Origin of the sequence: Kitasatospora sp. NPDC052896, assembly GCF_044547075.1 — a bacterium.
Lineage (GTDB): Bacteria > Actinomycetota > Actinomycetes > Streptomycetales > Streptomycetaceae > Kitasatospora.
Window position 1 is genome coordinate 855,417 of sequence record NZ_JBITZU010000001.1, and the last position, 23,461, is coordinate 878,877.

At 66.4% G+C, this 23,461-nt stretch carries 14 protein-coding genes and 2 pseudogenes; 8 read left to right on the plus strand and 8 right to left on the minus strand.

Annotation, left to right across the window (positions count from 1 at the left end; genetic code table 11):
• Positions 1-159: 159 nt before the first annotated feature.
• Positions 160-906: pseudogene (locus tag ACIGXM_RS04060) on the minus strand (ATP-binding protein); the annotation flags it as partial.
• A gap of 260 nt (positions 907-1,166) precedes the next feature.
• On the opposite strand from ACIGXM_RS04060, the gene ACIGXM_RS04065 reads away from it, so the two are divergent.
• The 3 genes and pseudogenes from ACIGXM_RS04065 to ACIGXM_RS04075 all read left to right on the plus strand — a co-directional run.
• Entirely contained in the window at positions 1,167-1,481 is a 315-nt protein-coding gene (locus tag ACIGXM_RS04065; RefSeq protein ID WP_396557372.1) for a putative quinol monooxygenase, read from the plus strand.
• Positions 1,471-2,688: a helix-turn-helix domain-containing protein gene (locus ACIGXM_RS04070; protein ID WP_396556546.1), complete on the plus strand. Its 1,218-nt coding sequence runs from the start codon at positions 1,471-1,473 to the stop codon at positions 2,686-2,688. Before ACIGXM_RS04065 ends, ACIGXM_RS04070 begins: the two co-directional genes overlap by 11 nt.
• 46 nt (positions 2,689-2,734) lie before the next feature.
• A pseudogene (locus ACIGXM_RS04075) lies at positions 2,735-3,219 on the plus strand (tyrosine-type recombinase/integrase); the annotation flags it as partial.
• A gap of 542 nt (positions 3,220-3,761) precedes the next feature.
• Here ACIGXM_RS04075 and ACIGXM_RS04080 read toward each other — a convergent pair.
• Genes ACIGXM_RS04080 through ACIGXM_RS04090 form a run of 3 tightly spaced genes read right to left on the minus strand, consistent with a single transcriptional unit; the run spans position 3,762 to position 8,891 of the window.
• Entirely contained in the window at positions 3,762-4,745 is a 984-nt protein-coding gene (locus ACIGXM_RS04080) for a PD-(D/E)XK motif protein (protein ID WP_396556548.1), read from the minus strand.
• Positions 4,742-7,447 (minus strand): Z1 domain-containing protein, encoded by a 2,706-nt coding sequence (locus ACIGXM_RS04085; RefSeq protein WP_396556550.1) that lies wholly within the window; start codon positions 7,445-7,447, stop codon positions 4,742-4,744. Before ACIGXM_RS04085 ends, ACIGXM_RS04080 begins: the two co-directional genes overlap by 4 nt.
• Positions 7,431-8,891: an ATP-binding protein gene (locus ACIGXM_RS04090; protein ID WP_396556552.1), complete on the minus strand. Its 1,461-nt coding sequence runs from the start codon at positions 8,889-8,891 to the stop codon at positions 7,431-7,433. Before ACIGXM_RS04090 ends, ACIGXM_RS04085 begins: the two co-directional genes overlap by 17 nt.
• A 750-nt stretch (positions 8,892-9,641) precedes the next feature.
• Between ACIGXM_RS04090 and ACIGXM_RS04095 the strand changes: the two genes are divergently transcribed.
• The 5 genes from ACIGXM_RS04095 (at position 9,642) to ACIGXM_RS04115 (ending at position 17,676) form a co-directional block, all read left to right on the plus strand.
• Positions 9,642-11,117 carry an ATP-binding protein gene (locus ACIGXM_RS04095; protein WP_396556554.1) on the plus strand — a complete coding sequence of 492 codons (1,476 nt, stop codon included), beginning with the start codon at positions 9,642-9,644 and terminating at the stop codon, positions 11,115-11,117.
• Positions 11,118-11,177: 60 nt separating this feature from the next.
• On the plus strand, positions 11,178-13,976 hold the full coding sequence (locus ACIGXM_RS04100; protein ID WP_396556556.1) for a Z1 domain-containing protein: 2,799 nt from the start codon (positions 11,178-11,180) through the stop codon (positions 13,974-13,976).
• Complete coding sequence (locus tag ACIGXM_RS04105) at positions 13,973-14,983, plus strand: PD-(D/E)XK motif protein (protein WP_396556558.1); 1,011 nt, start codon at positions 13,973-13,975, stop codon at positions 14,981-14,983. Before ACIGXM_RS04100 ends, ACIGXM_RS04105 begins: the two co-directional genes overlap by 4 nt.
• On the plus strand, positions 14,976-16,988 hold the full coding sequence (locus tag ACIGXM_RS04110) for an AIPR family protein (RefSeq protein ID WP_396556560.1): 2,013 nt from the start codon (positions 14,976-14,978) through the stop codon (positions 16,986-16,988). Before ACIGXM_RS04105 ends, ACIGXM_RS04110 begins: the two co-directional genes overlap by 8 nt.
• A 214-nt stretch (positions 16,989-17,202) precedes the next feature.
• Positions 17,203-17,676 carry a very short patch repair endonuclease gene (locus ACIGXM_RS04115; RefSeq protein WP_396556562.1) on the plus strand — a complete coding sequence of 158 codons (474 nt, stop codon included), beginning with the start codon at positions 17,203-17,205 and terminating at the stop codon, positions 17,674-17,676.
• A 5-nt stretch (positions 17,677-17,681) separates the two neighbouring features.
• Here ACIGXM_RS04115 and ACIGXM_RS04120 read toward each other — a convergent pair whose 3' ends face one another.
• From ACIGXM_RS04120 to ACIGXM_RS04135, 4 genes are all read right to left on the minus strand, one after another.
• Positions 17,682-19,580 carry a DNA cytosine methyltransferase gene (locus ACIGXM_RS04120; RefSeq protein WP_396556564.1) on the minus strand — a complete coding sequence of 633 codons (1,899 nt, stop codon included), beginning with the start codon at positions 19,578-19,580 and terminating at the stop codon, positions 17,682-17,684.
• Positions 19,581-20,048: 468 nt separating this feature from the next.
• The gene (locus tag ACIGXM_RS04125; RefSeq protein WP_396556565.1) at positions 20,049-21,104 is read right to left on the minus strand and encodes a UDP-N-acetylmuramate dehydrogenase; all 1,056 of its coding nucleotides are present in this window, start codon (positions 21,102-21,104) and stop codon (positions 20,049-20,051) included.
• 11 nt (positions 21,105-21,115) lie between these two features.
• Positions 21,116-22,153 (minus strand): serine hydrolase domain-containing protein, encoded by a 1,038-nt coding sequence (locus tag ACIGXM_RS04130; protein ID WP_396556567.1) that lies wholly within the window; start codon positions 22,151-22,153, stop codon positions 21,116-21,118.
• Entirely contained in the window at positions 22,150-23,460 is a 1,311-nt protein-coding gene (locus ACIGXM_RS04135) for a UDP-N-acetylglucosamine 1-carboxyvinyltransferase (protein ID WP_396556569.1), read from the minus strand. The genes ACIGXM_RS04130 and ACIGXM_RS04135 overlap by 4 nt, the downstream gene beginning before the upstream one ends.
• Position 23,461: the final 1 nt, after the last annotated feature.

The window sequence follows — 23,461 nt, forward strand, 5'->3', positions numbered from 1 at the left end:
GCCGGCACCCCCGGCCCCGGGGGGGTTCGTCCCGGGGCCCCCATCGGGGGGCCCCCCCCCCGCGCCGGGGCGGGGGGGGGGCCGGGGCGGGGCGGGGGGGCGGGGGGGGGGGGCCGCGCCGCGCGGATGCGCGGCGCCCTGAACCCGTAGAGAAGGTTGTTACTCAAACTCGCTGCGACGGACAGCCCTTGAACACATGAGCTGGTAGGTGACGACCGGCTTGCCCGGGGGTGGGAGCAACGGCAGGAAGATGACCGGCCGTGCGGTCCACTGGTGGTGTTGGTCTGCCTGACCCGAGGCAAGGGTGCAGGGCAGGCCGTTCCGGAGGTCGTCGAGGGCCTTGGCGTGGTCGGTGTCGACCCACTGGCCGAGCCGACCGATTTCCGTGTCTTCGACCGCCAGGAACAGGGACCTGGCGGACAGCCGGATCCAGCGGATCGCCTCATCGGCGCTCACCGCGGTCAAGGTGCTCAGCAGCTGCGAAACCTGCGCGCCCCCCGGGCTCTGCACGGTGTGTTCACAGCGGTATCCGTGCCGCGCGATGGAGGACGAGCCCCTGGAGGCCGGCGGCTGAAGTTGCTGCGGGAGCCGCAACTCCGCGGTGACGGCCCGGCCGTGGTGGTCGCCGGAGATCGTGAATCGGTCGGCGAGTGCGGTGACGATGTCCAGCCCCCGTCCGTGGGTGCTGTCAGCCGTCGGGTGCTGGACGTGCGGGCTGCTGGTGCTGGTGCCCTCGTCGGTGACGGTGATCGCCATTCCGCGCGCTGCCAGGGTCAGGGCGACCTCGAAGCTGCCCGTCTGGTTGCCGCTCTTGGTGTGCTGTAGAGCGTTGGTGCTGAGCTCGCTGACGATCAGTTCGGCGTCGTCGGCTCGCGGGTGGTGGATCAGAAGCTTCCGGACCCAACCCCGTGCTGCGCTGAGCTCCTGGGGGTGGCCGGCGAAGGTGCGTCAGTGGGTGGTCATGGCGTTCCTCTGCGGCGTTGACCTGCTCCGTTCTGCCCTGGCTCACCGTTCCTCTGTCAACGGAAGCCCTCGGTCAGTACATTTAGTACTAGCACCGTACCGAAGATGCTGGTACTTCTAGTGCGGGATCGCACTTTTCGTACGGTTAGCTGGTGCGGCGACAAGTGCTGCTGCTCAACTTCGCGACCATGGAAGGAAGAAGCATGTTCGGACTGGTAGTGCGCTTCACCTGCAAGGACGAGTCGGCGGCGGCCGCGTTCGATGACCTGGTGGCGCGGACCGGTGAGCTGATCCGGGCCAACGAGCCCGGCACGGTGGTCTACGCGGTCCACCGGGTTGACGGCCGGCCGCTGGACCGGATCTTCTACGAGCTCTACCGCGACCGCGCCGCCTTCGACGAGCACGAGTCGAAGGACTACGTGAAGGTCTTCCTCGCCGAGCGCGAGCAGCACCTCGCCGCCACCGAGGTCGACTGGCTCGACCTGGTGTCCGCCAAGGGCGTGGACCTTGAGCACTGAGTACGCCAAGGCGCTCGGCAAGAAGATCGCCTTCCACCGCAAGCGCCGCGGGCTCTCACAGAAGGAGTTCGCCCAACTCCTCGGCCGCTCGGAGGCCTGGGTCTCCCAGGTGGAACGCGGCGTCCGCCGGATCGACCGCATGACCGTCCTGGAGATGGTCGCGGCGGCCCTGGACATCCCCGTCGCCGAGCTGGCTGCCGAGGCGCCGATCGTCGCAGCAGCAGCCGCCGAAGGGGAGACGCCAGGAGTGAGTCGGCTCCGCCTGGTTCTCAGCGCGGCACACTCGCTCAAGGCCATCCTCGGGCCACATGCGGCACCCGATGTGGATGTCCTGCGCGACAAGGTCGAGCAGGCGTGGTCGCTCGCCCACGCCGGCGGTCACGCCGACCTGGCGGAGCTACTCGAAGACCTGGTTCCGTCGCTGGAGTCGGCTGCCCGCTCGGTCTCCGATGGTCAACGTGCCGAACTGTTCCGCCTGCTGGCGCGGATGTACCACGCGTGCAGCGCCGCCCTGTCGAACATGGGCGAGCCCGAGGCGGCGTGGATCGCCATCGACCGGTCCGTGGTCGCCGCGGAGCGCGCCGGTGATCCCCTGCTCATGGCCGCCGGCGAGTTCCGGCTGTCGATCGTCTTCCTCGGCGCCCGCCACTACGCACAGGCCGCCCAGGCCTCCGGCAGTGCCGCGGACGCGCTCCGATCGCTCGCTGAGACCGGACAGGTGGAGGCCATCGCCATGCGCGGCGCGCTGACCCTGCAACGGGCGATGGCCGCCGCACGCGCCAATCGAGCCGAAGCGGCCTACGAGCACCTGCGCGAGGCACGCGCGATGGCAGAGATGGTCGGCGAAGGTCGCAACGACTACAACACCGAGTTCGGCCCGACCAACGTCGGCCTGCACGAGGTGGCCGTAGCGGTCGACCTCGGTGACGCCGGCATCGCCCTTCGGGCCGCGGGCGCTGTCGACCCCTCGGCGCTGTCGACGGAGCGTCAGACGCGCTTCCACATCGACGTGGCCAGGGCCTACGCGCAGCGCCGCCAGGTGGATGACGCGGTGGCCGAGCTGCTGACCGCGCGTGCGCTCTCGCCGGAGATGTTCCGCGCCATGCCGCTGGTGAAGCAGCTCGTCGCCGATCTGATGACCATGAGCCAGCCGACTCCTGATCAGCTCCGCGATCTCTCCAGCGAGTTGGGCGTACTGGAAGTATGAGCTGGTATCAAAAATACTAGACAGTACTTGGAGTACGGGTTACTCTCGTTATTGTCGGGCGGCACCCGAACTGACCAACGGCAAGCGCGTGTTGGGCGACACCAAGTCGGCGACCGGCAAGCGGTTCATCATGCCCCCCGGCTTCCTGCACAAGGAGCTGGACCGGTACCTTCGCTGGTACGCGGAGAAGGCTCCGGACGGACTGCTGTTCGTGGGTGAACGCGGTGCCCCTTTCCGCCGCTCCTCGTTCGGGCGGAAATGGCGCAAGGCTCGGGCGAAGGTGGGCCTGCCGGCAGACTTCCGGTTCCATGACCTGCGCCATACCGGGCACACCCTCACGACCCGGTCCGGGGCCACGCTGAAGGACACCATGGTGCGCGCGGGGCAGTCCTCGGAGCGCGCCGCGATGATCTACCAGCACTCGGACCTTGACCGCCAGCGGTGATCGCCAACGCCCTGGACGCCCGGGTCCAGGCGCATCGGCGGGCCGCCCAACGCCCATCTGGTGCGGATCTGGTGCACGGCACCTGAAGAGGTCTAGACAAAGCAGAAACCCCAGGCCGTTGACCTGGGGCTTCTTGCTGGAGCGGGCGACGAGAATCGAACTCGCGCTATAAGCTTGGGAATCTTTGGCCCTTCGAGCCCAAAATGGGCTCTGACCTGCGGCGATACCTGAGCAGATGGGTTCGTGGCGGGTCCACTTCCGACCGCTGATGACCGTCCTCCACCGCCCGTTCTGGCACGGATCTGGCACGGGCTGATCAGATGTTTCAGCTAACGCATCATTAGGTGGCGCTGGAACCACGCCGGTTCTGCGAAGTCGGCTCAGACCGACTGCGACTGCCGAGGTCCTCCGTCCAGGAGCTAGGTACCGCCTTCTGAAAGACCCCGGAGTCGCACGCAAACGTTGGCCTGCGTGTACGGGTCTCCAACACCTCGATCAGCGACGGCACCGCGGCCGCCCGATGACATGAAGACTTCAGGCCCAGTTGCCGTCGCCCTCCTCATTCTGACTGGCTCCGTGGGGCGCCGCCCTGTGCGGCCATGCGCTCCCGTCGGCCACGGTCAGTTGTTCAGGAGTGGGGCCAGGTGTCTGGGGACGCGTCGATTCGCCAAGGGGCACAGGCCTCCATGTCCAGCGAGTAGGACAGCGCCACGACGCCGCCTGGCAGCCCGTTGGGGAAGCTGGCGCGGGTGATGCGCGGGAACTCGCCGTCGACGCTGAAGAGCGACTCGTTAACGATGCGGTAGGGAACCTCCCAGCTCTTCCTGTGCGCGGGGCTGTAGCCCCGGCGGGCGATCTTCTGCAGGAAGCTCTCACGGATCTGGGGATGGTCTGTCAGGCGACTCCTGATCTGGTCGACGAGTTTCGGCAGGTTGTTGCCGGCGAGCTGGTCCCGCGCGACGCGCAGGCTGAACAGAAGGAGACGACCGCTCTCAGGATCTGCCAACTGGTCGAGGCTGCTGATGGTGTGGATGGTGCTTCTGTCGCCGGTTCTGGCTGTCGCCTTCACCTCGACAGAGAGTGCGGGCCATTGAAAGTCGTGCCGAGAGCCGTCGGTTGCTGTCCAAGCAGCGATGTTTTCCGGGGTGACGCCTGCCCATCGGATCAGGAACCACAGTTCGGCGAAGAGCCCGAGAGCGTCGCTCTCGCTCAAGCGGCGCGCGTCCACCGCCCAGAACCACTGCCAGCGTTCCAGCGTGGCAGAGACGCCCGCGAGACGCTTGTCAGGCGGGAGTGAAGCCGCTGTCTCGAGAATGTCTGCGGCCACCGTGGCGAAGGTTCCGACCAGGCTGGAGTCCAAACAGGACAGATCCAGGAAGTGACGGGCCTCGCCGTCGGCGACCTGATGCTCGCCGACCCACGCGCGAAGTCCTTTTGTTGCCATTGCGGGTGCCTCGGAACCAGCTGGCACCTCCACGAGGAGGTGGCAGTGTCCGTCGGCATCAAGTGCCGCCCAGGCCTCAGCGGCGCCCAATCGCTCGGCAGCGAGGAGTCCAGTGACCGGTCCTGTGGGCAGCTGTGCCCACAGGACCTCCAGTTCGCGCGCGTTCACTGCTGATCGCTCGTAGGCCCGGCCACATAGGTAGTGCCGGCGTCACTGTTGGAATAGGGGAAGACCAGCGAGTAAGCGAGAACGCACTCGGGGTGCTTGGCTCCTTCGTCAAACAGCGCGCGCCGGTTCTTGGCGTACTCACCAGGCGGGCTCGCAGGGCTGATGGGGTACAGCACCAAGAGGCCCTCGCGACCGCTGCGCTCCGAGCGGTAAGCATCGCCCAGGGAGGTGAACTCTCCATTCGCGTGGCGTTGCAGCGCGCTTTCACGCTGCTGTTCGGTGAGCCCGAAAAGCTCGTCCTCCGGGACCGTGACGACGCCCAGGGAGGTTGGGTCTTTGGCGAGTCGGCTTCGTCGGACCATGGAGATCTGGGAGTGGTCAGTGATGGCCAAGTCGATGGTCTCCTCGTCCTGGCCCGTTCCTTGCCGGTAGGAGACCATGATGCGCCAGCTGACGAGCTCACCATGGCGCAGTCGGGCCTGGATGTAGTCGACCACAGCATCGGGGTCGAAGTCGACCTGCTCGAAGAAGCGGAAGTTCTGGAGGAAGCAAATCACCAATTCAGGGCTGACACCCTGCCAGCCCAGTCGTCCAGGAACGACATGGGTAGGAGCTCCCAACTGTCCGAGCAGTTCCCGACCGGCAGCCAAGTTTTCGTTGAAGATGTCCTGTGCATTGATGGAGTCGAAGCTGTACCTGATGGTCTGTAGCTTGCGGCCGTCGAACGACGATGCCTGGACCAGTTCGGCATCCTTCATCTTGTTCCGCGAGGTCGGAAGCATTTTCGCGTGGCTGCGGATCTCGGGGGCAACCTTGCTCGGGGAGAGCTTCCTGAAGGCATAGTGCTCGATCTGCCGTCGAAGATCTTCCTCGATGGTCGCCAGGTCGTGGAACCAGCGGATCAGAAGCTCGGTGCTGTAAAGCCTAGTGAGGTCGACGTAGTCGCCGCGGTAGCCGAACCAGCGGCCCATCTGCAGGAGAGTGTCGTAGTAGGGGGTACGGCGCACGAAGTACGAGATCAGCAGACCGTCCACGGTGACACCGCGGGAGAGCTTGTTACCTCCGATCAGGATGGCCTTGAGATCGGGCTCGAGGTCGAAGTCGAGCTCGTCGTCATGGTTGGAGTTGAGCACCCGCACAAGGTCCGGGGTGATGAACTCGTCAAGAAAGGGGACGAGCGCGTCGAAGGGTACGTCTCGTTCGAGGTCCACGGACGCAATGAGCGGGCGGAAGTCCGTGTTCCATCGCTGCCTCAGCTCGGGCAAGAAATCGCCCCTGTCGTACCGCCACCGCTGACGCATGGTGCCGAGCTCCTCACGGAGTGCCTCGGACAGTCCGTCCTGCACGTCCTTGCGCATGTCGGCGTGGATCAGCATCGTGCAGGGTTGCTCGATCCCCGACCTTGCCACCCTCGCGGAAGCAGCGAGGAAGAAGTCGATCAGAGCCTGTCGGAGGCTGTCGGGCACCCGCGGTGTGAATGCCTTCCTGGCCCGAGGCGGGGCAACCTGCTCGACGTCCAAGTCAGGGACGATCTGAATGACGTCCAGTCCGTCCAAGCCAGTTGCCTCGCCCGGAAGCGGCTCGCGCCCGAAGAGCCGCTCGGGCCCAACATAGGCAGCGCCCGGAGGATGCGGGAGAGTCAGGATGAAGTCCTGAGGGAACAGGTCCGCTCCCGCCTCCCAGTCGCTGGCGTTCGGGTTGATGAGGATGTTGGCGAAGGGAGTGGCCGTGTAGGCGACATAGGCGCACCGCGCGAAGGAGTCGATGAGCTTGCGGATTCTCAAGTTGATCGCGCTGGGGTCGAACTCGTCCTCACTCGGCACCCCTCCTTCGAAGTCGATTGCCGTTAGATCGACCATGTCGGCGATCGGTTCAGCCTCCGCACGGTTCCCACCGGTATTGACCGATGCCTGGTCTGCCTCGTCATCGATCACGAGGACCGGGACGTGCGCAGGTACCTTCTCCACCCAGGTCAGAAGCCGGTCCAAACGGCTCTTGTTCTTCTTGACCACCATGATGACCTGGTTCTGGCCCTGCAGGACGCCTGCGTTCCCGTTGGGGTCAAAGTCTTCGTCGAGCCCTTCACCGGTGATCCAGGTCCACCACTGATCGCCTTGGCCGACTCCTCGCGGCGGTCCCCAGTTCTCGTGGCCCAAATCCCGCTGGAGCCGGCGCTGGGTCTGTCGACGCAGGGAGTTGTGCAGGCCGGACAGAACAATGACGATCTTGTAGCCCGCATCGGCCGCCTTGGCAATCAACGCAGAGAAGTTGGCGGTCTTCCCGCTCTGCACATGACCGACCACAAGGCCACGCACGTTGAAAGGCTCGGGATGGCGAGGGTCCTCCAGGTGCGCAAGAACCCTGTCACTCGCCCGGTCCGTACTGTCGATCTCGTAGGTCTTGCGGTGGAGGCGGTGTTGCAGGTAAGCACGTTGGCGGTTCCAGAAGTAACCGGTCGACGTGTCGTGCACCCTCGACCAGTCGCGCGGTCCAGCGGGGCTCAGCTCCGTCGGTCGCAGAACGCGAATCAGGGTCGCCTGGCGCTGCTGTTCCTTCCAGTACTGCATCAGCTCGGCGTGTTCTTCCACGGGGACCACCGTTGGATGACGGGTGAGGATCTCCTCAAGGCTTAGTCCGTCGCGGTCCATCATGGCCTGCAGAACGTAGAGATGCTTCTCGAGGCGGTCACCAGCCGAGGACACGGACGATCTCCGGGTTGTTGGAACGAACAACGGCAAGGATGCGCTGTAGCGCCGCGGTGTCACCCGTCTGTTTGGCGGCCTGCTCCAGCGCAGTACGGGTCGTGGTCTGCTGCGGGGGTCCCGTCCGAACGGCGGAACCGTTGGTGCTGGCAGTGTGATCCTGTGGCAGCCGGCCGGGCGGTGGCACAGAAGCGGCGGGCCTCGGCTGAGGGGTGGGGGCAGGTGAAGAAGTGCGCTTGGCTTGGGCATGAGGGGGGCTTCCGGCGGGACGCTCCTTACGCCGGTAGACGCGGTCGGCCAGCTGTGTCCAGTGAGGGACCAACTGCGCCAGTTCGTCGCGCAGTCCGCGAGGCAGCGTCACGGAGGCCTTCGACACTTCCACCCCGAAGGCGCCGTCCAGCTCGCGATGGAACTCGAGCGACACACGCGCCAGCTTGGTGTGCTCGTCGCTGCCGCGAAGGCGGTGCCAACCGGCGAACTGAATGATTCGGTCGGCGCGGTACACGTAGAACCCCTGCTGACGGTTCCAGTTCTTCGGACCCGACGCTTTCTTCCAGGCAGGCTGGGAGGAGAACTGCTGCTGGGCCGGCAGGATGAAGGGGCGGAGGCGCACGATGCCGTTTCCGTCTCGCGAGTTCACCTCGAGGTGCTCCTCGGGGAGCGCCACTGTGTTCGGCTCTGCCCGACAGAAGGGATCCCACGGCTCAACGCGCGTGTCGTTGACCGTGATCTCCAGCGTGTGCTCCGGCACCTCGCCGGCCAGGAAGCGGTGGAACACAAGCGCCAAGTGCTCGTCGATCTCCTGAGCGCACTGATACATCTGCTTCTGCGCCCACTTGCCAAACGGGTCGCTGTACTGCAGGAGTCGGTCGAGGTCCTCCCAGAGCACCACCGTGCCCGGCCCGTCCCCGAGCCCTTCCAGCGCAGCCTGGGGAATCCTCTCGGGATCGAGGTGGAAGATCTCCCAGCTGTTCACGCGCTCCACGTGGTCCAGGTCGAGCTGGAAGGCCTCGACCGTTGCGCCAGCCGATCTGGCCAGGGAGACCACGGTCAGGCGACGACACTGGGATGTCGACGCCGCCTTGAGGCCGAACCCGTAGCGCCCAAGGTCCGCTCGCTCGTAATCGCGCTCACTTCCGTACCTGAAGGCTTCCGTGAGCTGACGAGCGTCCATGCCCCGACCGTTGTCCGCAATTCGGATCCAGGAGTGAGGACCGTCGAACCTCAGGGTGATGTCGACTCGCTCAGCGTCGGCGGAGATGCTGTTGTCCACCACGTCTGCCACTGCTTCGTGGATCTTGTAACCAAGGTTCCTGAGAGAGGACAACGTCCTCCGGGCTCCAGGGACGACCTCGATCGTTCGACGGCTGTGCAATCCCACTCCCCCCACAGGCCCACCGAGGGCCAGTGCAAAGACGCTCAACTTACGTACACCGCTGACCACATACGCTAGCCCAACCGTGCGACACCGGTCCCTAGAAGGCTGTACTCACCTCCGCTGCCAAGACCGGCCCTGATGCGTACTAGTACTCCAGTGTGACTCCGCGATCTACGTACTTGAGGGGATGGCAAGTCGCCGTCGATAGTGGCTGCGACGTGCGGAATCTTGGTGGCTTCTGCGCCAGTTCGACCAGTGCAGGAGCGCGCTCAGGGACGTGACCGGAGGGCTGAGCAGCGCGCCGATCAGGCGGCGGATCTCCGGGACGGGCAGGTCGACCGGCCCTCCGCTACGGGCGGGTCCGTTCGGATCCGCCGGTCTGGTCGGCCTCGCATCGTCGGTGGCCACGGCCAGGAACGCAAGGGCGGACATGGCCAGGGTGACGTGCCTGTGCCAGGCGGTAACCAACGAACAACTTCGTACACCTGGCGCCGTCTCCGAGGTGAATTGCACGGAGATCCAGGGCAGATGAGCGGAGGCGTTCTTCCGGAGCGCCCGATTCGCTGCCTCCCAACTACAGCTTCGCCTTCCAGCTCACCCCCGCCGGGCCGATCCTGGGGCGATGATGCGGAACTGGTGGCCCTCCGCGATCTCCCTCAGCTACCCTGATCAGGGAGCATTCGCTCTCGGTGAAGTGCAGCGGCACACAGGTGAATTGCCTTCAATTCGGGCCGTCCGTTCCTCTGGACTACCCAAGCCCGCGCGGCGCCCTGGGTCAGCTGCAGCCCGAATCGGAACTCGGCACGGAGTGTGGTTGTGGATTTCGACGTCGCCGCCCCAGACCCGGCGGGGATGGTCGCGTCGCTCAGTTCACTGGGCTACTCGCTCGAAGCAGCCATCGCGGACCTGGTGGACAACAGCATCTCGGCCAGGGCCAGGAACGTCGACGTCGAGTTCACCTGGGCCGGCTGCGACTCCTGGATCGCTGTCGTCGACGACGGCGACGGTATGACCCCAGACCAGCTGCGAACGGCCATGACGGTGGCCGCCCGTGGGCCCTCCACCGTTCGCACCGCGAACGACCTCGGCCGATTCGGGGTGGGGCTCAAGTCGGCGTCATTCTCGCAGGCACGGCAGCTCACGGTCGCCAGTTCGGAATCCGGGACGTGGAACGTCAGAACCTGGGATCTGGACATCGTCGAACAGTCCGGTGAGTGGCGGCTGCTCCGTGGCACCGACCCGGACACAGGCGCACTCGTCGACCGCTTGGCCAAGGACTACGCACACGGCGCTGTGGTGATCTGGCGACGCCTGAACGGCTACCACAGCGACGGGGTCGAGGCGGGCGACGAAGTCACGCAGAAGCAGTTCTACTCCGAGGCCGCTCGGACGGAGTCCCACCTCGGAATGGTCTTCGCCCGCTTTCTGTCCGGGGCCGGGCGACTTGCACTCCGAGTCTCAGGAACCGACGTGCTGCCCTGGGACCCGTTCATGGGCTCCCACCCCTCTGTTCAGCGCCTTCCCGTGGAGGACCTCCCGCTCGGCTCCGGATCCGTCCGTGTGGAGGCTTTCGTCCTTCCCAGCACCCACCGTCTCTCCCCGGACGTGTACGACAAGGCCGCTGGCCCCGGTGGATGGCTCGGCCAGCAGGGGTTTTACGTGTACCGCCGCAACCGGCTGATCCTCGCCGGCGACTGGCTGGGGCTGCGCGGCCTGCGGCGCGAGGAGAAGTTCAATCTCGCCAGGATCGCCGTGGACATCCCCACGGAGACCGATGTCGAGTGGGGCGTCGATATCCGGAAGTCCAGTGTCGTCCCACCCGTCGCACTGCGCCGGCACCTCACCCGTATTGCGGCAAACACTCGTGCCAGGGCCTCCGAGGTACTTCGGCACCGGGGTCAGATCGCTGCACGAACCCACGGTGATCCCCTCGCGTTCGCATGGACCGTACGGCGAGAGGACGGCCGCGTCACCTGCAAGATCAACAGGCGGCATCCTCTTGTCCGCGAGGTCCTGAGCGTGAGCCAGGAGAGAGGGATCGACATCCGCGCGATGCTTCGCCTTTTGGAGGAGACCGTCCCCGTCACTGCGCTGCGGGTGATGCACGAGACGGACACCGCAGACGACCCGGTGCCTTTTGACGGAGGGACAGCTGCCAGCTCAGAGGCCGTCGAGGTCGCCGAGCGGATCGTCGCGGCTATGGTCTCACAGGGACGATCTCCGAAGGAGGCTCGAGACAGGATGCGGGCCATGCCGCCCTTCGACCAGCTGCGGGGATTCTGGAGCGAATGACGCAGCGTCAGGCACAGCCCATACGCTTTCCTCTTGAACCCGTCTCTCTGGAGGTCCCTCGTGAGCAACGCCTCTGACGAAACCCTCGACATGGCCATGCGCGTGGCCCTGGCCATGCTGCCGGTGGACCGACAGGCGACTCCGGACGAGGTTGCGGTTGCCATCAACGCGGTCCTCGGCATGCTGACCGTCCAGGGCAAGAACCCGGACCGTCACAAGCTGACGAGGATGCTTGAGGAACTGGTCGCCGTGTTCCAGGAGTCCTCCTCCGGCTTGGAGGACAGGACGGGCCACAAGCCCTGGCTGCCTGACGCCAAGAACGAGCGCGACTGGGACTTCTGGGAGCGGTACCGGCGGTATCTCGAGGACGTTCGACGCATGCCGCCGCGCGTCGTCTGGAGGCTCGACCAGAGCACGGACGAGATCCTCGGCCAGCTCGAGGACCCTCGCCGCCACGGAGCATGGCGGCGCACCGGCCTTGCCATCGGGCAGGTCCAGTCAGGGAAGACGGGCCACTATATCGGTCTTGCCGCCAAGGCAGCTGACGCCGGCTACCGGCTCGTGGTGATCCTCGCCGGTATCCACAACGACCTCCGGAGCCAGACCCAGCTGCGCGTGGACGAAGGACTTCTGGGGTTCGACACCCAGTACCAGCTGCGATCCGACCAGGAGGGGGCCAAGTACCGCATAGGAGTTGGCGCGATGTCGCACGCCAAGCGGCTCGACATCGCATCCCTGACCAACAGCGCCGAGAAGGGGGACTTCGACCGCAGGGCCGCGTCGAAGTCGAACATCCCCGTGGGCAACTTTCCCGTGGTTCTTGTGATCAAGAAACATCGCCGGATCATCGACTATCTGCGCACGTGGGTAACCGAGGTGCACGGTACGGTCAACCCCGAGTCCGACAGGAAGATCGTCCAGGACGTTCCTCTCTTCGTCATCGACGACGAGGCCGACAACGCCTCGATCAACGTGTCCAAGGATCCCGACAACGACCCGTCGAAGATCAATGCTGCGATCCGCGAGCTGTTGAGCAGCTTCGACAAGTCGTCCTACGTGGGCTACACGGCCACACCGTTCGCCAACATCTACATCGACCCGGACGCCGACCACGACAAGATCGGTGCGGACCTGTTTCCGGACAGCTTCGTCCGCAGTCTGCGTGCGCCCTCCAACTACCTCGGCCCTGAGCGCGTCTTCGGACTCCAGGTCGACGACCAGGACGAGGAGGACATCGAAGCCCTGCCGCTCGTGCGGCACGTGGAGGACCACTCAAGCTGGGTTCCGAACGGGCACAAGTCCTCGTACGTACCGTCCAACAACCTCCCCGCCTCCCTTCGGGAGGCCATTGACTCCTTCCTTCTCGCCTGCGCAGCACGGCGTGCACGAGGGCAGGTCAACGAGCACAACTCGATGCTCGTACACGTCACCCGGTTCACGGCTGTGCAGGGCCTGGTTCGCGACCAGGTCGACGACCATCTCCGACTCACCGCCGACCGCCTGCGGGACCGCTACGGCAGGGCGGCGGCGGGACGGATGGCAGAGCTCCAGGACCTCTGGGAGAGGGACTTCGTCAAGACAACTGGGCACTTCCCGGCGGACGACGTCACGGCCGTGTCCTGGTCGGACGTTGCGGCCCACCTGCAGCCCGCATTGGCGAAGATCCAGGTCAAGGCTATCAACGGTGCCGCGCGGGACGCGCTCGAGTACTACGACCACCGCAAGACCGGGCTCTCCGTCATCGCGATCGGCGGCGAGAAGCTCTCCCGAGGGCTGACCCTCGAAGGGCTCACAGTCAGCTACTACCTCCGCCCGTCCAAGACCTACGACGCGCTGCTCCAGATGGGCCGGTGGTTTGGTTACCGTCCCGGCTACGAGGACCTCTGCCGGCTGTACACCACGCCGTCCCTCGAGCGGGCATACGTCGAGATCACTGCGGCGACCGACGAACTGCGCCGCGACATCGAGGAGATGGCTGCGCTTGGGCTGACACCTCGTGAGTTCGGACTGAAGGTGCGGGCCTCGTCGCTTGGTCTGGGAGTCACCGCAGCCAACAAGATGCGCCAAGGTACGAAGGTCCTCCTCAGCTACTCTGGTGAGGCACCCGAGACTGTGATCTTCAACCTTGACGAGCAGGTTGTCCTGAACAACTTCCGGACCCTCGAGACGTTTGTCCGCCGACTCGATGCGACTACACCGGCGTCCGTGGAGGCCCCTGGCGACAGCTGCGTCTGGCGAGATGTGTCCCCTGAGGAGATCGTCACCGGGTTCTTCGACTCCTATGTGACAGACCGTGGTGCGCAGAGGGTCCGCCCAGCCTTCATCGCCGAATACATCCGGCGCTGTGCGGCTGTTGGGGAGCTCGGCAACTGGACTGTCCGCCTGGTCGGCAGGGACAAGGCCGTAGCGGAAGACCTCGTCGACATCGCCGGGCACAAGGTCGGCATGGTCACCCGTGCTGCAACCAACAGCCCTGCGGCTGAGGGCCGGTACACCATCCGTCGTGTGCTCAGCCCGCGGGACGAGAGCCGTGACCTGGACGCCGACCAGTGGGAGGTTGCCCTGGCTGCGACCCGGAAGGCAGCCGAGGGCAAGCTCGACCGCAAGGGCCAGCCTCAGTCGCCGACCTTTCCTACCAACGTGCCGCTTCGCACCCAGCGCCGTATGGACCAGGCTCTGCTGTTGATCTACCCAGTTGTTCCTCCCACCACTGATGACGCCGAGGTCAGGACCCCCCTGGTGGGCTTCGCGGTGAGCTTCCCCTTCTCGGCCGACCCGGGTAAGACCGAGTACGTGGTCAACAACATCTGGCTGCAGGAGGACATCGAGACCGAGGATGACGAGGAGATCGACGCGTGAGTATCACCGAGGACGACTGGCGCGAGCTGGAGGCGCCACAGGCGACTCCGGGAAGGTCAACCCGTCGCCTCCACCCCGAGTCCGCCCACGACATGTATCTCGCGGTGTCACACCCTGGCTTGCGTCGCATGTTGGTGCTGAAGGGCGACGCCCCTGCCGCGGAGGGCGTCGCGCGTTCCCTCAGCCGGCTCCCTCCGACGGCAGGGCTCGAACTCCAGCTGAGCTCCCTGTCGCGACAGGAGTACGAACTACAGGTGGTGCTCACAGCTGACGACCTTCGCGAGGTGTTCAGTCCTCTGGTGGCGGACATAGCGGGTGCGACGCATGACGCTCCTTCGACAGCAGATGCCCTGCTCGCGGCCGTGGAGCGGTTCGAGCGCTGGCAACACCTTCTCCGCTCCGTCGGCAAGGACGGGCTCGGCCCGGAGACCCGTCGCGGCCTGTTCGGGGAGCTCGTCGTTCTTCGCGACTACCTGATGCCGTCTCGTCCGGGCCTGGAAGCCGTCAACGCCTGGACCGGGCCTACCGGAACCAGCCAGGACTTCCAGCTTCCCGGTGTCGCTGTTGAGGCCAAGGCGAGCACTGCGAAGAGCACACACCGGATCCGGATCTCCAGTGAACGGCAGCTGGACAGTACTGGCACCCCTGCCCTCGTGCTCTCGCTCGTCTTGCTTGACGAGCGCCGTGGTGGCTCGGGCGAAAGCCTGAACGCCATGGTGGACCGCATTCGCGAACGACTGACCAGCGTGGCGGCGCGGTCCCGCCTGGACAGCCTCCTGATACAGGCCGGCTATCTTCCCAGCCACCGCGACCACTACGACGAGCCGCGTTACACCAGTCGCGGCCTGCGCTTCTGGAGTGTTCGCGACGGCTTCCCCCGACTCGTCGAGTCGGACCTTCGCCCTGGAGTGGGCGACTGCACGTACCACGTCGACACTTCCGGCTTGGACGACTACCTCCTCACCACCGATGAGGTCACGAACCTGATCAGGGGGACCCATGGCTGAGCTCGACCAGACTGCGTTCGCCCGCGACCTCGTCGCGGACGTCCTGGCAACTGCCGAGGCCGAGCACTCGACGACGCCGGAGACGTTCACCCGCCGGGTGCTCGAGGATCTCGAGCAGGCCGGCATCGTGTCGAACACCTTCACCGCCTATCACAAGTCGCACGGGGTGGAGGTACACGGCTACGGGTGGAACGAGTCGACGGACAGCCTGGACCTGTTCGTGACCGACTTCCGTCTGTCGCCCCTGGAGGAGAAGCTCACCAAGGCGCTTTCGGAGAGCCTGTTCAGACGGCTTCTCACCTTCGTTCGCCGCTGCGAGAAGGGTCTACGCCAGCACATCGACGAGTCATCCGATGTGTATGACATGTGCTCGACCGTCGAGAAGGCCATCGCCGAGGTACAGCACATCAGGCTCTTCCTGTTCACGAACTGTGTGAGCACGTCGCCTGCGCCTGCGCCGACCGAGTTGGACGGAATCCCCGTCACCTACGAGACCTGGGACCTCCGGCGAATCCACCGCCACGCCAGCTCGGGCACTCTGAGTGAGCCCATCGTGGTCACCTTCGCCCCACCGCTCACCTGCCTGGCCGCTCCCAGCACCGAACCCGACTACTCGGTCGTCCTGGCCGTAACCCCTGGTCAGCTCCTCGCCGAGCTCTACGGGGAGCACGGACCCCGCCTGCTGGAGTTGAACGTCCGGTCGTTCCTGCAGGCTCGCGGCTCGGTCAACCGGGGCATCAGGGCAACCCTGCTGGATGCGCCCGGCCGGTTCCTGGCCTACAACAACGGCATCACGGCAACCGCTTCCCAGGTGGACTTCGTCCATGACGGGGATGGGCGACCCGTCGGGATATCCCGGGTTCACGGGCTTCAGATCGTGAACGGTGGACAGACGACTGCCTCGCTTCACCACGCATGGAAGCGCGACAAGGCCGACCTGTCCCAGGTCCGCGTGCAGATGAAGCTGTCGGTTGTCGATCCCGAACGGCTGGCGGAGATCGTACCGAAGATCTCCGAGTACTCGAACACACAGAACAAGGTGACGTTGGTCGACTTCAGTTCGAACCACGAGTACCACGTGGCCATCCAGCGCATCACCCGGACACTCTGGGCACCAGCTCTCGACGGGAGCGGCCAGGAGACGCACTGGTTCTACGAGCGGGCACGTGGGCAGTACGCCGACGACCTCGCGAAGCGGTCCTCCGCACAACAGCGGCAGTTCCGTCTTCTCTGGCCGACACGGCAGAAGTTCACGAAGTCGGATCTGGCCAAGTTCGTCCATTCCTGGGAACAGCTACCGCACCTGGTCAGCCGGGGTGCACAGAAGAACTTCGGCGAGTTCATGATCCGGTTGCAGTCGAATCTCCCCCACGTGGACACGCGCTACTGTCAGCGGCTCGTCGCGAAGGCCATCCTGTTCAAGGCGGTGGATCGGGTCGCCGCCGCCCATGGGGCAGGAAGCCACAAGAGCCTGGTGACCACCTACACCGTGGCACGCCTGTCACAGGCAGTCGACAGGCGTATCGACCTCGACCGCATCTGGCGGGAGCAGCAGGTGTCGGCTGTCCTCGAGTCGGCCCTGCACGAGCTGTGCCCGAAGGTCATGACCGCGGTTACCACTCCCCTCAGGGGGAACCACGTCGGCGAGTGGGCGAAGCAGATCGGATGCTGGGACGCGGTATCCCGCGTTCGGTGGGTGGTCCCGGCGGCTCTGGCGGCCGAGCTTGCCGACCTTCCGCTCCAGGACGTCGCCGTCGCCAACGACGGAGGTGTTCCCACCGGGGACGTCGCCGAGGTCCTGGAGGTCTCCCCAGAGGAGTGGACGGCCATCGAGCGCTGGGCGAAGGAGACACGGAGCCTCGAACCATGGCAGCGCCAGCTGGCCTCGACCGTCGGGCGCCGTCTTGCCGCTGGGGAGGAGATCGGCGAGGCACAGGCGGCACAGGCGATACACGTACGCAACGAGGCCATGCGAGTCGGGTTCAGTCCCGCCTACGACGTCTGACCTCGGCCGACGGGCGACGGGCGAGGCACCCGCCGTCCACTCACAGGCGATCTTCGGTGAGAAGGCCACCGACGGCGTCCCCAGCGTGACCGACCACGACCCGCCCGTCCTCCTGCGTCATCAACACGATGTTCCGCCGGCTCTCAGATCACGAGGGCAGGTCCCGCACCACCTTTGGTCGCAATGCCCCGTAACTCCTCAGCGTGGTGGGAAAATGGTTGACGAACGGGTGAGCGGGTTGAGCGGCAGGTGGGTGAGTACGGCAAAGAGCGAGCACCTGAAGGGGCGACGCACGAAGAACACCGGCCCCGAGGTGGCTCTCAGGAGCGCCGTCCACCGGCTCGGGCTCCGCTTCCGGCTGCAGCGCCGGGTGGCTCCGCGTTGCACCGCTGACTTCGTGCTGCCGAGATATCACGTCGCCGTGTTCGTGGACGGCTGCTTCTGGCACGGTTGTCCGGAGCATGGACCTCGCGAGTTCCGCGGCGCGAACGCCCAGCTGTGGGCGGAGAAGATCGCGACGAACAAGGCTCGGGACGAGCGCAACACCGAGGCAGCCCGAACCTCTGGGTGGGTTGTGGTCAGAGTCTGGGAGTGCGAGGTTCGACGTGACCCGAACCAGGCCGCGCTGCGTATCGCAACGACAGTTGAAGCCCACCAGTCCCCCGCGCCAAACGCCGGGCCGATGTAGGACTCCTACGGCGCGGCCGCGATCTCCAACTCATCGTCGAACAAGGTGACCGTCTTCTGAGGGCAGTACGCCTTGAGCGGGCAGGCCGAACAGACGGGCTCGATGTCATGGCAGATGCTCGAACCGATCAGTCGGAGAGCGGCCATCCTCAGGGGAGCGTCCTCGCCGGCCCCCACTATCTTCACGAGGTTGACACGGCCGTCGCTGAGTCGGTTGACCCGGTGTGCGGTGCTGTCGTTGAGACGAGCGGCCACACGAAGCGGTCCCTGTCCCACCAGCAGTAGGTCCTCGCCGGTCAGCAACCTGTAGAGGGAATCCTCTCCCGGCTTCATCCCGACCAGGGACGGCACATCGGACGGTTTGCGCCAAGCGGCCGGGCTGTCGACGAGTGGCTGCAGCCGAGCCAGCCGCCTCTGGGTGGTGTCGGTGGGTGCTGCCGCAAGCAGCCCCGCGTACATCGGGCCGCTGAGCCGCTTGAATCGCTTGATCACGGCCAGGATCTCTGCCAGAGGCCCGCTCCTGATCTTCGAGCCCGCGAGGACCGCCACCACCGCGGCGTGCAACGGTGCAAGCTGCTCTCCCGGCAGGTGGTACCAGTCATCCCCATCCCGCCGCTTCCTGGCCCAGGCAGTCAGGTCGTTGCGTACGTCGCGCCAGCGTGGCTTGAGCCCGTCGGCCGGCGCTTCCACTCCCTCCACCGGGGCCAGAACCTCGGCCGCTGCCTCGCCCAGGAAGGGAGGTACTGCATTGCCGATCTGTCGGAATGCGTCGCTACGCACGCCGGCGAAACGGAACGAGTCAGGGAACGTCTGAACACGGGCCGCTTCCCTCACCGTGAGTGTCCGCAGTTGCTCAGGGTGGATGTACCAGTACCCGTCCTTGGCGATGTGCGCCGTGATGGTCCGGCTCAGCTCACTCCAGTCGAGCTTCTTGTACTTGTCGGTGAAGTGGTCGGCCTTGTACCGCCGCAGCTGCTCGGGCACTTCCGAGTACAGCGTGCTGGAGCTCATCAGGGCGAAGATCTCGCGGTCGTCGTCACGCACGGCCCGGGTCATGTGATCCCAGACGATCCCCGTGGGCGCGCCCTCCCGCATCTCCGTGGCAAAAACACCAAGCTTCTTCGAGGCCTTGTACGGAAGGCTACGTGCCCCCTTGTTGCCGTCCGGAAGCTTGGGAAGATCACCGATGGCGTCACTGAGCGTGGTCCACGACTGCTGCGGCGACCGCCAGTCGAACTTCTCGACGTCGTTGCGGGCCAGCAGTATCAGACGCTTCCGATGCTGGGGAACCCCGTAGTTCCACGCGTCAGCCAGTCGGACCTGGGTCGCGTACCCAAGATCCTCCAGCTCCTGCTCAATAGTACGAATCACGAAGAAGTCGTCGCCGAGACCCATGTCCGGCACGTTCTCCATGAGCACAGCTCGGGGCCGGATCCGCTTGACCAGGTCAAGGTATGCGACCCAGAGCTCCCTACGGCGATCCTCCGGATCTCTGCCGTGCTTCTCCACCAGGCTGCGGATCTTGCTACGTCCAGCCCGACTGAAGGGCTGGCACGGGGGCCCGCCAGCGACCAAGTCGATCTTGGCTGGCTCCAGGATCTGCACGAGCCTGTCCCGCTCGGCAGGATCACCGAGATCCATGTGAAGGCTCATACCTGGGAAGTTGGCAGCGTGCGTCTCCAACGCGCGCTGATCGAAGTCAACGGCAGCGGCCACCGTCCAACCTGCTCGCTTGAGTCCGAGACTCAGACCACCGGCTCCGGAGAAGAGGTCGACCGCCAGTCGTTCCCCTCCACCGAGGTCGTCGAGCCACTGCTGGAAGCCTTCCGGGGTGCAGCTCTTCTCGTGCGGACCGAGCTTGAGGTAGTCGCTCCGCTCGAGAGGCACCCCGTAGTGCTCCCCCACAGTAAAACCTCCGTCTGAACGAGATGAATGAGCACCAGGAGATCACAGATCAGGGCACTCGATCAAGAAGATCAGCCGTCCCGCAACCGGAGTTGGCTGGCCGTACCTCTCGACAGATCGCAGGACACACCCCACTGGGCGCTCCCGGAATGACCTTCGAAGGCCCGGCAGTCTCTGCTTTCACCAAACCGAGTAGCATGACACGCCCTCCCTGGAAAGCCAATCCTAGGGCACTGCTACCACAGGAACTGGACAGAGGAGCCCAAAGTCACCCGGGAGCGTCGTCATTGGGCACGGGCACCCAACAGAGTCCAACGGCACAGAGCCTAGAAGTCCCATAGCGAGCAGCAGCCCACCGGGCGTGGGCCACGGAGCCAAGCCCGACGGTGTCGATCAGTTCCGGTAGGCGTCAGCTGATGCGGCGACGGCCAGGGTCACGTACGGCGTCTGCTGGTGTACTTTCGCTGTTCACAGCCGTGGTTGGTCGGCCGACCAGGTACCGATCGCTACCGGCTCAGGCCGAAGAACGACGCTGGTCGCCGACCGAACGCGCTCGCCGAGCTGTGTGAGTGCTTCGGAGAAGCCTGTGGCTGTGGCGTCACCGTGGGCGGTAAGAGTGAGGACTCGGTTGTCGGAGCATCGCACGCCGTCGGCGACGTCGTGGCCGGGTCGGCAGCCGATGTGTTCCAACAGCCAGCCTGCGCTGGCACGGAGCTGGCCGTCGCTGTCGGTATGGACCGGGCAACCGACAGCCGACCAGCGGGCGGCTTGGGCGGCGGTGACCGGTGGGTTGAGGAAGACGGAGCCGACCTGGCGGACATCTGGGCCGTGGCGGTCGAGGAGGAGTCCGCGCCGTTGACGGTTCGCGAGGACGGCGGCGGTCACCTCTGGCACTGGAGGCCGGCTGCCGATGGAGACGCCGAGTTCGTCGGCGAGTGGCTGGTAGACGATCGAAGCAGCAGGTTGCGATCGGGTGAGGTGGAACGTAGCGGTGAGGATGGTCCAGCGGCCGGGGTCGGCCTTGAAGCGGCTGTCGCGGTACCGCAGGCGGCATGCTTCGGTGGGCAGGGTCCGCAAGCGGCCCATCTCCCAGTCCCAGACGGTGACACGGTCGAGAGTGTCGGAGATCTGCTGACCATAGGCCCCGGCGTTCTGAACCGGGGCGGCGCCCGTGGTGCCGGGTATCCCGGCCAGGCACTCGATACCGGCCAGGTGCTCGGCAGCGGCCCACTGAACCACGTCGGCGAGCGGGTGGCCGGCCTGCACGGTCGCGGCGACCGTGCTGTCATCCACCCGCGTCGTGGTGATGCCTCGGGTGTTCATCACGACGACGGTGCCGGGGTGCCCGGCGTCGGCCGCGATGACGTTGCTGCCGTGGCCCAGCACCACCGGAGCGGCCTCCCCCCGCAGCCCGACCGTCCTGACGGCTTCGGGCCAGGCGGCGGGGTCGGAGATCGGTAGGACGTGATCGGCGGGGCCGCCGAGCCGCAGGGTGGTCAGGGACGCGAGCGTGGGATAGGCCACGGCGGTGCCTCCTAGGGTTCGTCGGTGATCGCCTTCAGGGCGAGGGCCCGCAGCGGAGCGAGACGGGCGCGGTTGTCCTGGTGGTGGTAGACCGCGTTGGTGCAGATGGCCAGGTAGCGGCCGGTCGCCGGGGCGAGGTAGAGGCTCGTGCCGGTGAAGCCGTGGTGGTAGGCGACCCGGGCGCCGTCGGCGAGGATCCAGGCCAGGCCCCGGTCCAGGCCGGGTTCGATCTGGCTTTGGGGGACCATGCTGTCGGCCAGCCAACGGCCCAGCGGCGACCGGTCGCGGTGGCCGTGCAGGAGTGCGGCGGCGTAGATGGCGAGGTCGGCCGGAGTGGAGAAGACGCCCGCGTGGCCGGCGACTCCGCCGAGCAGGGCGGCGTTGTCATCATGCGGCAGGCCCCACAGCCGCGGGGCTCCGGGGAATCGCAGCTCGGTCGGCGCGACGTGGGGAGCGCGGGCAAGCGGGCCAAAGGTGGTGCTGGTCATGCCGAGGCTCTGCCACAGGTCAGCGGCGAGCTCGTCCAGGCGTCGACCGGTGACCTCGGCCAGCAGGAGCCCGGCGAGGATGAACCCGCGGTTGATGTAGCGGTGCCCGGCGCCGGGTTCGGCGATCAGGTCCTCACCGCAGATCAGCTCGGCGAGGTCGGTGCCGGTGTTGCGGTACCGGTCGAGGCGAGTGTCGGCGCGCAGGCCGGAGGTGTGGGCGAGGATCTGCCGAACCGTCACCTGCCCACCTGGGGCCACTTCGGACAGTCGGGGAAGCGCCTCGCGGAGCGGGGCGTCCAGGTCGAGCCGGTCGATCCGACCGAGCAGCGGCCAGGTGGCCAGCACCTTCGTCAGTGAGGCCACGTCGTAGACGGTGGCGGGTCCGGGCTGGGCGTCACCGCACTCGCGAGCGACGACGCCGGAGACCAGGTAGCCGGGCTCGGTGTCGAAGGTGCCGTGGGCGATGACGCCGCCGGGCACGGAGTTGTCGGCGGTCATCAGGTCCAGGCAGTCCCGCAGGTCGGCGAGCGCGTTCGGGCTCCACGGCAGGGTGGTGGTCACGGCGTCTCCTGGTCGATCGTCAGCTGGGCACCCAGGGCGGCCAACTTGGGCAGCAGGCTGCCGTATCCACGCCGCAGGTGGTACATGCCTCGGATCGTAGAGGTGCCCTCGGCCGCCAGGGCAGCGATCACGAGAGCGGTCACCGCCCGGATGTCCTCGCCCGCCACGCTCGCGCCGGTGAGCGGGGTCCGGCCCCGGACGGTGATCAGCTGCCCGTCCGCGTTGACGTGGGCGCCGAGTTCGCGCAGCGGCCCGGCGTGGGTGCCGCGCTGGGTGTAGATGCGCTCCTCGATCCGGGAGGTGCCCGGGGCCTGGGTGAGGAAGGCGGTCAGCTGGGGCTGCACGTCGGTCGGAAAGCCCGGGTGCGGGCCAGTGGCCATCTGTACCGCACGCGGCCCGGCCGGGCACCGCACCGTCGTGCCGCCCCGCCGTGGGGCGAGTTCGATCCCGGCGTCCGCGAATGCGGCGTGCAGGCCGTCGGGGAAGTCGCTGGGCTGGAAGTCGGCGAGGTGGATGCTGCCGCCAGTGATAGCGGCGGCCAGTGCGAGGGTGGCGGCTTCCAAGCGGTCGGCCGGCACCCGGAAGGTGCCGCCGGTGATGAGGTCGGTGCCGGTGACGTGCAGCGCGGTGGTGCCCTCCCAGTGGATGCCGACACCGCCGGCGGCCAGCATGGCGGCGGTGACCATCACCTCGGGTTCGACGCTGGGGGTCAGGATGGTGGACGTGCCCCGGAGCCGGGCGGCCAACAGCATGCCGGTGACCGTCGCCCCCAGGCTCGGCCCCCACTGCTTCGTGGCAGCGTCGGTGACGAAGGGCAGTTGGTTCCAGCTGGAGAGCCGGGCCCGGACCCTGTCCTGGGTCACCTCGACCTTCGCGCCTGCGGCCTCCATCGCGGCAAGGTGGCGGTCGATGAGGCGGTTGCAGAAGGCGTCACCGCCCGGGGTCGGGAAGGTGACCTCTCCGGCGCGGGCCAGCAGGGCAGCGGCCATGACCGCGGTGGTGCGGATCCGGCGGCCGAACGCGTCAGGAACGACGGGGTGCCAGGCGTCGGCGGGGGTGGTCTCGAAGCGGGCGCCGGTGACCTTGGTCGGAGTGCTGGTGTGGTTGAGGATCTCCGCGCAGACCGCGGTGTCCAGGATCTCGGGGACGCCGGTCAGCGTCAGCGGCTCGTCGGCCAGGATCGCGGCGGCGTACAGGTGCAGGGCGATGTTCTTGCTGCCCTGCACCGCGACGCTGCCGTTCAGCGGGGTGCCGCCAGTGATGTGGACGGCTCGCTGGTCGGTGGTCGGCAGTTCGGTCTGGTTCATG